General features: G+C 62.1%; 10 protein-coding genes and 1 pseudogene. 4 read left to right on the plus strand and 7 right to left on the minus strand.

Features of this window, described 5'->3' with window-relative positions:
• Window positions 1-317: 317 nt before the first annotated feature.
• Entirely contained in the window at window positions 318-1,673 is a 1,356-nt protein-coding gene (locus B0G76_RS14635; RefSeq protein ID WP_120293196.1) for an MFS transporter, read from the minus strand.
• A 69-nt stretch (window positions 1,674-1,742) separates the two neighbouring features.
• Window positions 1,743-2,915: a M20 aminoacylase family protein gene (locus B0G76_RS14640; RefSeq protein ID WP_120293198.1), complete on the minus strand. Its 1,173-nt coding sequence runs from the start codon at window positions 2,913-2,915 to the stop codon at window positions 1,743-1,745.
• A 118-nt stretch (window positions 2,916-3,033) separates the two neighbouring features.
• Here B0G76_RS14640 and B0G76_RS14645 point away from each other — a divergent pair.
• Window positions 3,034-3,985: pseudogene (locus tag B0G76_RS14645) on the plus strand (LysR substrate-binding domain-containing protein).
• A gap of 193 nt (window positions 3,986-4,178) precedes the next feature.
• Complete coding sequence (locus B0G76_RS14650; RefSeq protein ID WP_120293202.1) at window positions 4,179-5,561, plus strand: RimK family alpha-L-glutamate ligase; 1,383 nt, start codon at window positions 4,179-4,181, stop codon at window positions 5,559-5,561.
• Between the two features lie 10 nt (window positions 5,562-5,571).
• Here the strand turns inward: B0G76_RS14650 and B0G76_RS14655 are convergent, their stop codons facing one another.
• Complete coding sequence (locus B0G76_RS14655) at window positions 5,572-6,030, minus strand: hypothetical protein (protein ID WP_120293204.1); 459 nt, start codon at window positions 6,028-6,030, stop codon at window positions 5,572-5,574.
• Window positions 6,031-6,153: 123 nt separating this feature from the next.
• Window positions 6,154-7,599 carry an aldehyde dehydrogenase family protein gene (locus tag B0G76_RS14660; protein WP_120296392.1) on the minus strand — a complete coding sequence of 482 codons (1,446 nt, stop codon included), beginning with the start codon at window positions 7,597-7,599 and terminating at the stop codon, window positions 6,154-6,156.
• A 227-nt stretch (window positions 7,600-7,826) separates the two neighbouring features.
• Here B0G76_RS14660 and B0G76_RS14665 point away from each other — a divergent pair, with 227 nt between their 5' ends.
• Window positions 7,827-8,198 carry a cupin domain-containing protein gene (locus B0G76_RS14665; RefSeq protein ID WP_120293206.1) on the plus strand — a complete coding sequence of 124 codons (372 nt, stop codon included), beginning with the start codon at window positions 7,827-7,829 and terminating at the stop codon, window positions 8,196-8,198.
• Window positions 8,199-8,345: 147 nt separating this feature from the next.
• Here B0G76_RS14665 and B0G76_RS14670 read toward each other — a convergent pair whose 3' ends face one another.
• The 3 genes from B0G76_RS14670 to B0G76_RS14680 form a co-directional block, all read right to left on the minus strand.
• Complete coding sequence (locus B0G76_RS14670; RefSeq protein ID WP_120293208.1) at window positions 8,346-9,737, minus strand: FAD-binding oxidoreductase; 1,392 nt, start codon at window positions 9,735-9,737, stop codon at window positions 8,346-8,348.
• Window positions 9,738-9,860: 123 nt separating this feature from the next.
• Entirely contained in the window at window positions 9,861-11,537 is a 1,677-nt protein-coding gene (locus tag B0G76_RS14675) for a cytosine permease (RefSeq protein WP_259460582.1), read from the minus strand.
• 267 nt (window positions 11,538-11,804) lie between these two features.
• Window positions 11,805-12,776, minus strand: a complete 972-nt coding sequence (locus B0G76_RS14680) for a LysR family transcriptional regulator (RefSeq protein ID WP_120293210.1) — start codon at window positions 12,774-12,776, stop codon at window positions 11,805-11,807.
• A gap of 205 nt (window positions 12,777-12,981) precedes the next feature.
• Between B0G76_RS14680 and B0G76_RS14685 the strand changes: the two genes are divergently transcribed.
• Window positions 12,982-14,343: an NAD(P)/FAD-dependent oxidoreductase gene (locus tag B0G76_RS14685; protein WP_120296393.1), complete on the plus strand. Its 1,362-nt coding sequence runs from the start codon at window positions 12,982-12,984 to the stop codon at window positions 14,341-14,343.
• Window positions 14,344-14,359: the final 16 nt, after the last annotated feature.

Genomic DNA, 14,359 nt, shown 5'->3' on the forward strand with positions numbered 1-14,359 from the left:
CCGCTCTTAACGAGTGCAGCTCTGGGTGGTTTGGTATCACCGCCTGATCGGCGACACCGAGGGGCCGGCCCTCATCACGGATACAGCATGTACAGCGACGTACTGTCGCTTTCCTTCTTGGCACACCGACAACTAGGCTGACATGGAGGGCAGGCAAAGAAAAGTAGGTGCTGCCCCGCACAGGGGCGACGCTAATAGACCACAAAGAAAACAAGGAAAGGCCAACACCATAAAACCACAACCAACCAAAGCGCCGAGCAGGCAAACAAAACAAGAAAAGCCCAAAACCGAACCCCGAAAGAAAGCCGCCGCAGGCCCTAATCTATGGCCTTCCCAGCCGTCTCCCGCATAAACGGCAACGGCAACAACGACACGACCCCACACCCAATCAAATACCAGGCCGGCGCCAGATTACTCCCGGAAATCTGAATCAACCAGGTAGCAAAAAACTGCGCGAACCCACCAAAAATAGAAACCCCCAAACAATAAACAATCGACATCCCCGTAGCGCGAATCTTGCGCGGAAACAACTCAGGCAGCATGACGATATTAGGCACAGCCGTAAAAGCGACAAACACCGCCAGCACAGCAACCACCGACAACAACACCGGCACCGTAGGCGAAGCATTAATAATCATGAAAGCCGGATACACGGCAACAATCAGCATCATCCGCGAAATCCACAAAACACGCTTACGCCCCACCCGATCGGATAATGACCCCGCAAATGGCGAGCAAATCACCGTCACGACCGCCGCGGTCCACGCGGCCCATAGCGCCGACGACATCGGCAAATGCAAAATCCGGATCGCGTAAGTAGACAGATAAAACAGCACGATGTAGTTCGCCGCCGTGCCGCCAATCGTCGTCAACACACCCGTCGTAATCACGCGCGAATGCTCGCGAAACAACTTGCGAACCGGCTGTGCATCAGGCGCCTGCGCCGCCGAAACAGTACCGTCTTCCACACCCGGCAAGGTTTCATTCAGATGCCGCCGGATGTAAATACCAATCGGCCCCATCGCCATGCCGATCACAAACGGCACACGCCAGCCCCAACTCTCCAGCGCGGCAGTGGACAGCCCCGCCGCCAGCGCAACACCCAGCAGCGAACCACAGACAGTGTTCAACCCCTGACTCACGAACTGCCAGCTTCCATAAAATCCGCGCGTCTTGTCGCTACCATATTCAAGCAGCAACGAGGTCGATGCGCCAACCTCGCCGCCCAGCGCGAAACCCTGAATCAAACGCGCAAGAATGATCAGCAATGGCGCGGCAACGCCGATCGCCGCGTACGTCGGCGCGAACGCGATGATCGCCGAGCCGAGCGTCATCATCCACAGCGTGAGACTCATCGCGGCCTTGCGTCCGGCACGATCGGCATATCCGCCGAGCACAATGCCGCCCACCGGCCGCATGATGAAACCCACGCCGAAGGTGCCGACCGCCAGCATCAGTTGCGCAAGCTGTCCTTCCACCGGGAAATACAGCTTGCCGATGATCGTTGCGAAGAAGCTATAAATCGTGAAATCGAAAAACTCGAGGCCGTTGCCGAGCGTGATCGCGGCAATCGCTTTGGCGTGGCTCGTGCGCTTAGCAGGCTGCATGGCCGACGCATCAGCGAGATTCAGCGTGTCAGTGCCTGCGGGTTGCGGTGTAGCGGAATAGTCCATCTGTGTCTCCATGGTGTCCCCCTGCCGATGCGCGGCTCTGCGGCCGCTTTGGCAAATAACCGGCCAGTCTCAGACGAGGAACGTCTGCGCGAGCCGCACCCAGTAGGCCGCGCCGGTAGCGAGGCAGTCGTCGTTGAAGTCGTAGCCCGGGTTGTGGACCATGCAACCGCCCTCGCCGTCGCCATTGCCGATGATCAGGTAGCTGCCCGGGCAACGCTCCAGCAGGAACGCAAAGTCTTCACTGCCGGTCAACGGTTGCATGTCGGCGATCAACCCGTCTTCGCCAAGCCAGTCGAGCGCGACCTGCCGTGCAAGACCTGTCATGTGCGCATCGTTCACGAGCACCGGATAACGGCGTTGATAGTCCACGTGCGCCCGCGCGCCGAACACCGCCGCCTGCCCGCAGGCAACCGCCGTGATGCGCTCCTGCAAATAGTTGCGAACCTCAGGCTTCAGCGCGCGCACGGACAGGCGCATCTCCGCGGTTTCAGGGATCACGTTAGGCGCTTCACCGGCGTGAATCGCGCCGACCGTGATGATCGCCATGTCGAGCGGGGCAATGTTGCGCGACACAATCGATTGCAACGCCAGCACGATCTGCGCGCACACCACCACCGGATCGACCGCCTTGTGCGGCACCGCGCCATGACCGCCACGGCCGGTCACCTTGATGATCACCGTATCGGACGACGCCATGAACGAACCCGGCATGAAGCCGAACTTGCCCGTCGGAAAACCTGGCATGTTGTGCATCGCGAAGACCGCGTCGCACGGGAATGTGTCGAACAGCCCGTCTTCGAGCATTTTTTTCGCGCCGGCCTGACCTTCTTCAGCAGGCTGAAAAATCAGGTTCAAGGTGCCGTCGAAACTCTTTTCCTGGGCGAGGTACTTGGCGGCGGCCAGCAGCATCGCCGTGTGGCCGTCGTGGCCGCATGCGTGCATCTTGCCGGGCACCGTGCTCGCATACGGCAGACCGGTAGTCTCGTGGATCGGCAACGCGTCCATGTCGGCGCGCAGGCCGAGTTTGCGTGTACCGCTGCCTACTTTCAGTTGCCCTACAACGCCGGTTTGACCCATTCCGCGATGCACCGTGTAGCCCCACGCCTGCAGGCGCTCGGCGACCAGGTCGCCCGTGGCGAACTCTTCGTAAGCCAGTTCGGGCTGCGCATGGATGCGCCGGCGCAGCGCGATCATTTCGTCTTCGAGTTCGGCGATGCCCGCCGGGATGGCCATGGTGTTCACGATGTCGTCTCCGTCTATGAAAGCGTGAGCCCAGCATAACGACGCCGATTTTCCAGCGACAGGCGTAGAATCGTTTCGGCGGCAACCAATGGTTGCCACCGATCTACGGGTTTTCCAGATGAAATTGCACCAAACTCAGCACCTTAGCGGCCATCGCGGATACCGGCAGTATCCGGGCCGCGGCCCGTTCTCTCGACCTTTCACCGGCCGCTGTCACCAAGGCCATGCGCGAACTGGAGGCCGATCTGCACGCGCCTTTGCTGGTGCGTGGCGCAAGCGGCGTCGCGTTCACGGAGTTCGGCCGCGCGCTGGTCGTGCATGCCCGGCTGGTGCTCGGCCAGTTGCAACGCGCGCAAGCGGAGATCGAGGCGATGCGTGGCGCGGCGGCCGGCAAACTGTCGATCGGCGTCACGCCGTGGGTGGCGCTGACTTTTCTGCCACCTACGGTGCAGCGGTTCCGCCAACGCATGCCGGAAGTCCAACTGGAATTCTTCGAGGGCCTGTTGGGGGTCGTGCAACCGCGCTTGCGCGACGGCAGCCTCGATTTTTCGATTGGCCGGCCGCCGCCGGCGTCGCCGCAATCGGAGTTTCACAACGCACCGTTGTTTTCGACGCATTCGGCCGTGGTCGCGCGCCGCGATCATCCAAAGGCCGGTTGCCGCACGCTGCTCGAACTGGAAGACGCCGAATGGATATTGAACTGGGATCCCGCGAGCCGCGAGTCGATCTCGGACAACGTGTTCCGCAAGCGCGGCATGAAGGTGCCGCACACAATTCACCTCGCGCACTCGCTCGCCGTCGTGCTCGGCCTGCTCGCCCAGACGGACATGCTCAGTATTTTTCCGTGGCCGCTCGTCGAGGTGATCAGCGCGAAGGAGAATCTGTGGGCGCTGCCCTTGCGCGAAACAGTGGATGAAACCATCGTCAGCATTACGTCGCGGCGCGGCGCGCCAACCAGTCCGGCGGCCACGTGTTTTCTCGACTGTTTGCGCGAAGTGATCGACGAAGGCGCGCGCTCGCAAGACTCAGAACTGCGCCGCCTGTTTCATTCAATTGAACTGCTGCTGTAGTGACGTGACTGGATGGCGGAGTTGAGCGGCGTTACAGGCGCACGTCACTTCGCCGCATTCAAACAGGCGAAGTACGGCCACGCGCAGTTCAGTCATCCGCACCGGCCCGCAGCGCTGTAAGCCGAATCGCAACCACGCCCGCTATGCTTCGAGTGCGCAGCGGCACGTCGCCGCGCAGCCATCCCGAGCGACCGTGACCCAGAATCCCCTCAACGAAGCCGACCGCAAGGCAGCGCCTCCGAGCGCCTCAGCGGGACATGCCGGCAACAGCGCCTCACTCGATCCGTCGTGTCATCGCGCCCTCGCTGAAAGGCGACGCGCCGACGGCGATGAGTTAAGCGCCGTCGCACATCTGATCGCCGCCCACACGCTGGACGCCTTCGCCGCTGAGACAGTCGACACCAGCGCCAGCGCCTCCAATCTCTGCGATGTCGCGACCGGTTACTTCATGAAAGGCGATCATGTGCCCGCCGAGTACTGGTACCGCCTCGTTCTCACGCTCGAGCCGCATACCGCGGTTGCCTGCCAGAATCTGGCCGCCATCCTCACCGACGTTGGAGACGTGAGCGAAGCCGCCGCGTTTCGGGACCGTGCCTATCGGATCCAGCGTGTCTTTGTCGAAGGAAGCGGCGCCGCACAGCGCCGCGTGCTGATCCTCTGCGCGGCGAGCACTTCCGGCAATGTGCCGTTCGATGCCCTGTTGCCCGGCACGACCTGCTGCCGCATCAAGTACGCGATCGACTACGCCGCCGACGAAGAAGACCAACAGTTGCCGGCCTACGATCTCGTGTTCAACGCGATTGGCGATGCGGATATCGCCGCCCCGCTCGCCGGGCGGCTCGCGCGCTTCGTCTCGCGCTCGACGCGGCCCGTGCTCAATCCGCCCGCCATGGTCGCCCTGACGCAACGGCACCGTACCGCGAGCCTGCTCGGCGGGCTGGCGGACGTGCAGGTGGCGCCGTGCGTGCAAAGCGATGCCGCTCCGGATTCACGCGCCACGCTTGACGCGCTGCTCGCCCAGGGTGCCACCGGCTTTCCGGTCCTGGCGCGTCCTGCCGCCACACACGGCGGCGAAGGGCTGACGCGATGCGAGAACCGTGCGGCGCTCGAAGCATGGCTCTCAGGACAAATTGGCGTGTCGTATCTGGCAGCGTTTCGCGACTATCGCAGCGCCGACGGTTTCTACCGCAAATACCGGATCATCTTTGTCGACCGGGCGCCGTTTGCCTACCATCTGGCGATTTCGCCGCACTGGATGGTGCACTACTACTCCGCCGACATGGAACAGCACCCGTGGAAGCTGGAAGAAGAGCGGCGCTTCCTCGACGATCCGCACGACGTGCTCGGCGAGCGCGCGATGAGCGCCATCGCGGCAATCGGCAGGCGGCTCGATCTGGACTACGGAGGCATCGACTTCACCGTGCTGCCCGGAGGCGAGGTGCTGGTCTTCGAAGCAAACGCGACCATGCTGGCGCATTTCGAGCGCGAGACCGGCGCGCTCGCCCACAAAAATCATTACGTGCAACGTATCGTCGACGCGTTCGAGAAGATGATGACGCGTCACACGCCGGGCTGAATGTCCGCCGTTACTGGCTGGATAAATGCTGGCGCAAAAACGGCACGAAGGCGTTTTGCGTCGGACCGATCTGCTTGACGCAATCATCGCAGTCGGAGCCCATCGCGCGATCCTGGCCATACATGCCACGGCACTGCGCATACAGCGTGATCGTCGCCCCGCTGCCCTTGGCCACGCGCGTGGCCGAATAGACCGCGTGCCCCGAGCGGCTCGGAACGTCGGTCTCGATCGCTACCGCGTCCGCGCGGACGATCGAGGTGTAAGAGTGCGCCGCCACGTAGTCTTTCGTGAGCGACCAGGCCTTGTCGCATTGCGCCTGATCCGCGCACGCAATCGCAGCATTACGCTGCGCGGCATCGAGCAGGCTCTCGGAGCGGGTGAAGTCACGCGCCTGGGCCTCCTGCTTTTCGGCGGACATGCAGCCACTCAGGGCAAGCGCGGCAAGCGCAATAGCAATAGTCGTTTTCACAGCTTGAAGATCCGATGGCCAATTCCGGTGAGGATTATAGACGCCCGCAACAGGCCCTCACAGGTTCGGAACGGCCATCGGAAAGCTGCCGTCACGGTGATCCGACGCAGCATGACGCATGCCTCAATCCGCGTAGCCGACCACGCCCTTGATCTCCAGAAAATCCTCGAGACCGAACTCGCCGTACTCGCGGCCATTGCCCGATTGCTTGAAGCCGCCGAACGGCGCATCGGGATTGTAGTCCGCGTAGTTCAGATAGATCGTGCCGGTACGCAGGCGCTTCGCCACGGCATGCGCATGCTCGATCGAAGCGGATTGCACATAGCCCGCGAGACCATAGAGACTGTCGTTGGCCATCGCGATCGCCTGGTCTTCGGAGTCGTAGCCGAGAATCGACAGCACGGGTCCGAAAATCTCTTCGCGCGCGATCGTCATAGTCGGCGTGACGTTGCCGAATACCGTTGGGCGTACGAAGTAACCCTCCTTTAATCCTTCAGGACGGCCCGGGCCGCCGGCTACCAGCGTGGCGCCTTCTTCGATGCCCACGCCGATCAGCCGCTGGATCTTGTCGAACTGCTGCTCGCTGATAACAGGCCCTAGATCGATGCCCTTGGCATCCGCGGGACCAACGACCAGCGCTTCAGCCGCTTCTTTCGCGTAGGCCAATGCCTCGTCCAAATGTGCGCGCGGCACGAACATGCGGGTGGGCGCGTCGCACGACTGGCCGCTGTTGTCGAAGCATGCACGCGTGCCGCGCATCACGGCCTGCTTCAGATCGGCATCTTCGAGAATCAGGTTGGCCGATTTGCCGCCCAGTTCCTGATGCACGCGCTTGACCGTATCCGCCGCGGCCTTGGCGACCAGCACGCCCGCGCGCGTCGAACCGGTGAACGACATCATGTCGATGTCCGGATGACGCGACATCGCCTCGCCCACCGTTGCGCCTTCGCCGTTGACGAGGTTGAACACGCCGGCCGGCACGCCCGCTTCGTCGAGGATCTCGGCGAAGATGATGCCGGAGAGCGGCGCCAGTTCCGAGGGTTTGAGCACCATCGTGCAGCCGGCCGCGAGCGCGGGCACGACCTTGGTGGCGATCTGCAAGGCCGGCCAGTTCCACGGCGTTATCAGCCCACACACGCCGACCGCTTCCTTACGGATCAGAATGCTGTTCTTCACGCACTCGAATTCGAACGTGTCGAGCGTGCGGATCATCGTCTCCAGATGCGCGACGCCGGTCCACGCCTGCGCGTCGTTCGCATATTGCAGCGGTGCGCCCATCTCGCGGCTGATCGCATGCACCATGTCGTCGTAGCGCTTGCGGTAGACGTCGAGGATCGCTTGCAGCAGATCGATTCGCTGCGCGATCGTCGTCTCGCTGTAGGCGGGAAAAGCACGCTTCGCCGCGGCCACGGCGCGGTCGACATCGGCCGCGCCGCCAAGCGAAATCTGCGCGAACGCAGTGGCCGTGGACGGATCGATCACGTCGAGCGTGGCAGCACCGGCCGCGTTGGTCGAGTCTTGCGGTTCGACCCATTGGCCGTCGATATAAAACTGCCTGGCATGTTGCAGTTGCATGGCTTAGTCCTTTACATGAATTGTGTTAGGTCAGACCGTGGGTCGCGGATCGCGCCCGTAGCGGTGTCGAAGGCCTTACATCGACGCCGCTCAATCTGAATGTCTTCAAATCGAAATTCATCGCTACGCACCTTTGGCTCAGACTCCGGTTCTGCTTCGATTTCGTCATCGAATCCGTCGACATTGAATCTGCTTCAAGTTCCATTAACCAGGAGAGACACATGAGCACCATCACATTCACCCGCATCGACGCTAAAGGCCCTGGCGCTTCCGGCCTGAACCCGGCACTGCACGACCCCGCCGACGTCATTCTGGAAGGCGCCAAGGCACCGCACGCCCTCAACGCCTTTTCCGACGCGAGCGACATGCTGTCCGCCGGCGTATGGCAATGCGATGCGGGCACGCTGAAGCTGGCGGACCTGCCGATCCACGAAGTCTGCGTGCTGATCGAAGGCGAAGTCGTCATCACCAGCGACGACGGCCGCAGCGAACGCTATGCCGCCGGCGACGCCTTCATTCTGCACAAGGGCTTCTCGGGCACGTGGCACATGCCGGTGGCGACCAAGAAGTACAGCATCGTGTACTGCGGTTGATTCACCCTGCATCACATTGTTGCTTCAACAGGAACCGCACCCCCGCACCTTAAGGTGCGGTACCCCTTAAGGTGCGGTTTTTTTATTCTGGCGGCAATCAATAAAAAACCGCCAGACACATAGACAACCTCCCGACACCCTCCGCCACTACATCGGAAAACCCAGCGCCTTGATCGAATTGATCCAGAGACGCCGCCAGCCGCCCCGATCGTCGGCGCCGTCGAATGCGTTGAAGGTGATCTTCGCGGCGATCCAGCGCAGCGGTTCCGGCGGAATGTACGACGGTCCTTTGCGCGAAATATCCAGCGACGTAATCAGCGTCTCGCGATTCCACAGCATGTCGAGGCCCATCTTCGCACCGAATCGGCTGCCTGCCACGCCAAAGCCCGTATAGCCCGCGACAAACACGCTCTTGCCGCCGTGATAGCGGCGCGCGAACACGGCGCCGCGCGAGCAATAGTCGATCGGGCCGCCCCATGCATGGGTGAAGCGCACGTCGTCCAGTTGCGGAAAGGTGCGATAGAACGCTTCGGCGAGCTTGTAATACGTGCTCTCGTCACGATCCGCTGCCGGATTCGGATCGCCGCCGAAGTGATAACTCACACGGCCGCCGAAGATGATCCGGTTGTCTTTGGTGAGACGGAAATAGTTGAGCTGCGTACGCGTATCGTAGATGCCCTGGCGATTGTTCCAGCCGATGCGCGCCATCTGCTCGTCGCTCAACGGCGCGGTCGCGACGATGTGATCACGCACCTGCATCACGCGGCGTTTGATGTCGGTCACGCCCACATCCGCCGTGCCGGTGCCAAGCAGCACGCGCCGCGTTTCGATACGGCCCGCCTGCGTATGCACGATCATCGTCGCGCCGAGATCTTCCAGGCGCGTGATCGGCGAGTGTTCATGCAAACGCACGCCGAGTTTCAGTGCCGCCGCTTTCAGGCCCCACGCGAGTTTCGCCGGATGAATCGTGCCGCTGCGATTACGCGACCACATTGCGCCTGCGAACAGGGGCGAATCGAGTTGTTCCCGTGCGCCTTTGCTGTCGAGCAGCACGACGTCGTGCCCATGCGCCACATGCAACTCGTAATCGCCTTTCAGATGATCGAGGTGGCCTGGATCGACCGCCACGGTCATCTCGCCGTTCCATTCGACGTCTGCCTCAATGCCGTAACGCGTTAGCGATTCCTTGAAGCCGTCGAGGTTCTCCTGGCCCAGCTTTTCCAGCACGTCGAGGTCTTGCGGAAAGACCCGCGTCGCATTCGGCAGACCATGCATCACCGACGTGGAAATGATCCCGCCCGGACGGCCCGACGCACCGTAGGCCACCTTCCCCGCATCGACCAGCACGACGTCGAGCGAGGGGTCCGCTTCTTTCGCCTGAATCGCGGCCCATAACCCGGTAAAGCCACCGCCGACCACCACCAGATCCGCGGAAGTCGGACCGATCAATTCCCGTTCGACAGCCGGCGCGCGCGGATTGTCCAGCCAGAACGGAAACAGCTTTACACCTTCAAACGCGCGCTTTACTGACTCGCTCATCTTGTTTGCCTACTTAACTTGAAACTCATTGCATTTGCTGCGTGACGGTTGCCTCGGTGCGGTCTCGGTGCGGTCTCGGTGCGGCCTGACCTCGCCCGGCCCCACCGCCTCGAACCGCACGATTCAACCCGCGTCCTGCGTATCCAGCGCTTCCTCGCGTTCGCGTTGCACGGCAGACTGCCGCGCTTTCGATACCGGTTGCGTGTTCGTTTGCGTGTTCGTTTGCGTGTTCGTTTGCGTGTTCGTTTGCGTGTTCAACTGCGTGTTCATCTGCACCCCGCCAGCCTTAAGCTTAGTCGCCGGCACCACCGGATGCACGATCACATTGCGCTGCGAACCACCGCGCAACCAGCGTCGGCCGAGCGGCCCATATACGCCATCCGGTTCAGGAAAGCCCTGCAGCAACGCGATATACAACGCGCAGGCGAGCGTCAGCGACACCGGCATGCTGATGTCGAGACCACCGGCAAGCGGCCCAAGCGGACCGACAAACTGATCCGGCAAATTCACGAAGCACAGGCCGATCACCGCGCTCGGAATCCACGCGCCCATCGCGCGCCAGTTCCAGCCGTGCGTGAACCAGTAGTGACCGCCCCGGCCGCCGCGATTGAACACCTGCAGATCGTCGGACAGATAGAAGCCGCGCCGCGTTATGAAACCGATGATCATGATCACCATCCACGGGCAACTGCAGACATTGATCAGCACCGAGAATGTCGACACGCTTTCGACCAGATTGAACGCGAAGCGGCCCAGAAAGATGAAACCGATTGCGAGGCTGCCGATCAGCAACGTGGCGCGCACCCGGTTCAGGAACTTCGGAAACATGCTCGACATATCGAGCCCGGTGCCGTACAGCGCCGTCGTTCCCGTCGACATCCCACCGATGATCGCAATCAGGCACACCGGCAGAAAGAACCAGTTCGGCGAGATCGCGAGCAGACCGCCCACATAGTTATTCGAGGCGATGAAATCCGGTGCTTTGGTAGCGATGATCGTCGCGGTGGCGAGACCGAAGAAGAACGGCACGAACGTGGCCAGTTGCGCGAGCATCACCGCGAGAATCGTGCGTTTCCTCGGCGTGTTCTGCGGAATATAACGGGCCCAGTCGCCGAGCGTGCAGGCGAACGACACCGGATTGCTCATCGCGACCAGCACGGCGCTCACGAACGCCGGCCAGAAACCCACGGAGCCGAGCGCCACCTTGCCGGCGTACGCGCTATTGAACGGCCCGGCGAACGCCACGATACCGACCACGAACAGCAGGCTCGCCGCCCACACCGCAATCTTGTTGACCCACAGCATGAAGCGGAAGCCGTAGACGCAAACGGTGAGCACCAGCACGGCAAAGAGACCGTACGCGAAGCTCAGCGTCATCCAGTTGACCGGCAGGCCGAGCAGATGATTCGCGCCGCCCACGAGCGCGTCGCCCGAACTCCACACCGCCAGCGAGAAGAAAGCGACCGCGGTCAACACCGCGAGAAAGGAGCCGACAATCCGGCCATGAATACCGAAATGCGCGCCCGACGAAACCGGATCGCTCGTGCCGTTGCGCGGACCGAACAGGCCCATTGGCGCCAGAATGCACGAACCGATCACCACGCCGAGCACGATCGAGTAAACGCCTGCCTTGAACGACAAACCGAGCAGCACCGGAAAACTGCCGAGCACCGACGTGGAAAAAGTATTGCACCCGCCGAACAGCAAGCGGAACAGATCGATCGGCCGCGCGTAACGCGAGCGATCCGGAATGCGTTCAAAACCGAATGTTTCGACTTGGGTGATGCTGTTGCTGCTCATTGTCTCCAACTCCTGTAACGGCCAGGTCAATCACAATGGCTCGCCACCGGGATGCGGCGTCCACTTTTCTGAGATGTCTGGACGTCACTGTAAAGACAATCGGCGCGGGCAAAAATATCGCCCGCCCAACCTTTACTTCGATCTCGGACGATGTAACCTGAGACGCCCGTCCCACAACGATTTCCGGATGCAGCGAAAGGCCGCGCGAGGTCTTCCTTCGGACCTTGCGGAGTGCAAACGTCGAAGCGAATAGCGAGAATCCGTGCCTCAGACCGAACTTGCCTCACGCGCCTGACGGCGCCGCTTCGCCGCGGCGACAGCAGGCAGCGGCACCCGCACCGCGCCGGACATGCCGTACTCGATCAGATAGTCGCGGAACAGCCCGGCGACGTGCGGCAGGCGTTTATCGGACACATGCATCACGTACCAGTCGCGCTCGATCGGATTCGCGGGCAAGGGCAGCAGCGCCAGCAAGCCGGCCTGAAATTCCAGCGAGCACGCATGCAGCGACAGAAACGCCACGCCCAAGCCAGCCTCGACCAGTTGCTTGATCGCCTCGTTACTCGAGAGTTCGGAGCCGATATGCAGCTTGTGGCCGGCCAGCCGAAACAGATTCTCGACGGTTGAGCGCGTGCCCGAACCCCGCTCCCGTACGAACAGATTCGCGGTTTGCAGATCGTCCAACGAGAGGCGCTTTTTCTTCATGAGCGCATGGGCCGGCGAGGCGACGAAGGCCATGGGATGCTTCGCGAAGGCGGTCGCCACCGTGCGCAATTCGCGCGGCGCGCTGCCCATTACCGCAAGATCGATTTCGTGCGTAGCCAGCATGCGGATGATGTCCGCGCGATTGCCCACCTTGAATTGCACCTTCACTTGCGGGCGCAACTCGGTGAAGCGCACCAGAAAAGGCGGGATCAGATATTCAGCGGTGGTGATCGCGCCGATGCGCAGCGTGCCGCCCTGCTCGCCTTGCAATGCGGCGAGATCGTCCGCCGCGCCGTTCCATAAATCGAGAATTTCCAGCGCATAGCGCGCGAGGATTTCACCCGCTGCGGTCAACTGCACGCCACGGCCCACCCGTTGCAATAGCGGCGCCCCCGCGGCTTCTTCGAGCAGACGCACCTGTAGCGACACCGCGGGTTGCGTGAGCTTCAATTCCTCGGCCGCGCGCGACACGCTGCCGAGCTTCGCGACCGTGTGCAGGGCTTTCAATTGACGGAACGTGGCGACTTTTAACATAAGTGAAAACCTATATGTTCTGTATAAACATTAAATTGTGCTGCGGTTTTAGCCGATTCTATACTGACCCCGACAGATGAGGCTGATGAATCCCGGATATAGCCCGGAACACCTTCGCCGGCCGAGCAACGATAACTTCAGGAGGATCAGGATCATGGCCGCAATCGATCAGCAAACACCCTCTGACACGCAAGGCGCGCAGCCCATGCTGCACATGGCGGAAGTAGCGGAAACGGAAACAAACGCGGCGGCGCATCGCGTCGTGATCGTCGGCGGTGGAGTCGGCGGCCTGGGGCTTGCAACGCGGCTGTCGGAAACGCGCGGACGCGCCGGTCTCGCGCAGATCGTGCTGGTGGATCGCTGGCCGACGCATTTCTGGAAACCCTTGCTGCACGAAGCGGCCTCGGGCCAACTCGATCCGGCCACACATCAGCTGCAATACGCGGTGCAGGCGCAACGGCATGGCTTCGAATTCGAACAGGGTGAATTCGCCGCGCTCGATCGCACGAACCGCCACATCACGCTGAATGCGCTCCACGACGCCGACGGTCGCGAAATCCTGCCGTCACGGCAGCTTGCATTCGACACGCTGGTGCTGGCAATGGGCAGCGTCACGCAATATTTCGGCGTGCCAGGCGCAGCCGAACACGCCTTGCCGCTCGAATCGGTCGCGCATGCGGAAGCGTTTCGCCGCCGGCTGCTCGACGCCTGCCTGCGTGCGAACCATGCACGCCGCGCGCGGACCGCGCAAGCGGATACGCCGGTCTCGATCAATATCATCGGCGCGGGCGCAACAGGCGTTGAACTCGCCGCCGCGGTGCGCGATACGGTACGTCTGCTGAACCGCTACAGTCCGTTTTCCCTCGACCCCGTGCGCGACTTTCGCATTCGTCTGATCGAAAGCAGCGAGCGCGTGCTGCCCGCGCTGTCCGAAACGATCTCGGCGCGCGCGCAAAAAATGCTCGGCCGTCTCGGGGTCGACGTGTTGAGCGCCACGCGTGTCACCGAAGTGCGCGCCGACGCCGTGCTGACGAATGAAGGCGCGCCGCTCGCCAGCGACATCGCGATCTGGACTGCCGGCATCGCGGGGCCGCCGGTGTTGCGCACGCTGGACGGCATCGCGGTGAATCGCAACGCGCAGGTACAGGTGAACCGCACGCTGCAATGCACGAACAACGCGAACATATTCGGACTCGGCGATTGCGCGGCCTGCCCTTCGTCTGACAACGCGGACGCGTTTCTGGCGCCGCGCGCGCAGGTCGCGCATCAACAGGCGCTGTTTCTGGCGCGTGCGCTGAGGTGCAGGATCGCGGGCGAGCCCTTACCTGAGTTTGTCTATCGCGACGCCGGCACGCTGGTCGGTTTCGGCCGCGAAGGCACGATCGGCAGCCTGAGCAACAGTTTGCTCACGCAGCCGGTGTTCGTCGACGGCTGGCTGGCAACTGTCGTCTACAAGCTGATCTATCGCCGCCATGTGATGACGTTGACCGGCTTCGCACGGATGGCGCTCGATTCGGCAAGCCACTGGTTGCGCCGGCGCGTGCATCCGGTGATCCGGCTGCATTGAATCCGGCAGATGCAAT

This window comes from Paraburkholderia sp. BL23I1N1 (assembly GCF_003610295.1).
Classification (GTDB): Bacteria; Pseudomonadota; Gammaproteobacteria; order Burkholderiales; family Burkholderiaceae; genus Paraburkholderia.

What these genes read in the sequence shown, in the direction of transcription:
- B0G76_RS14675 (WP_259460582.1), bottom strand. Translation starts at nt 11,537, where the DNA reads ATGAGCAGCAACAGCATCACCCAAGTCGAAACATTCGGTTTTGAACGC.
- B0G76_RS14670 (WP_120293208.1), bottom strand. Translation starts at nt 9,737, where the DNA reads ATGAGCGAGTCAGTAAAGCGCGCGTTTGAAGGTGTAAAGCTGTTTCCG.
- B0G76_RS14665 (WP_120293206.1), top strand. Translation starts at nt 7,827, where the DNA reads ATGAGCACCATCACATTCACCCGCATCGACGCTAAAGGCCCTGGCGCT.
- B0G76_RS14635 (WP_120293196.1), bottom strand. Translation starts at nt 1,673, where the DNA reads ATGGACTATTCCGCTACACCGCAACCCGCAGGCACTGACACGCTGAAT.
- B0G76_RS14685 (WP_120296393.1), top strand. Translation starts at nt 12,982, where the DNA reads ATGCTGCACATGGCGGAAGTAGCGGAAACGGAAACAAACGCGGCGGCG.
- B0G76_RS14680 (WP_120293210.1), bottom strand. Translation starts at nt 12,776, where the DNA reads ATGTTAAAAGTCGCCACGTTCCGTCAATTGAAAGCCCTGCACACGGTC.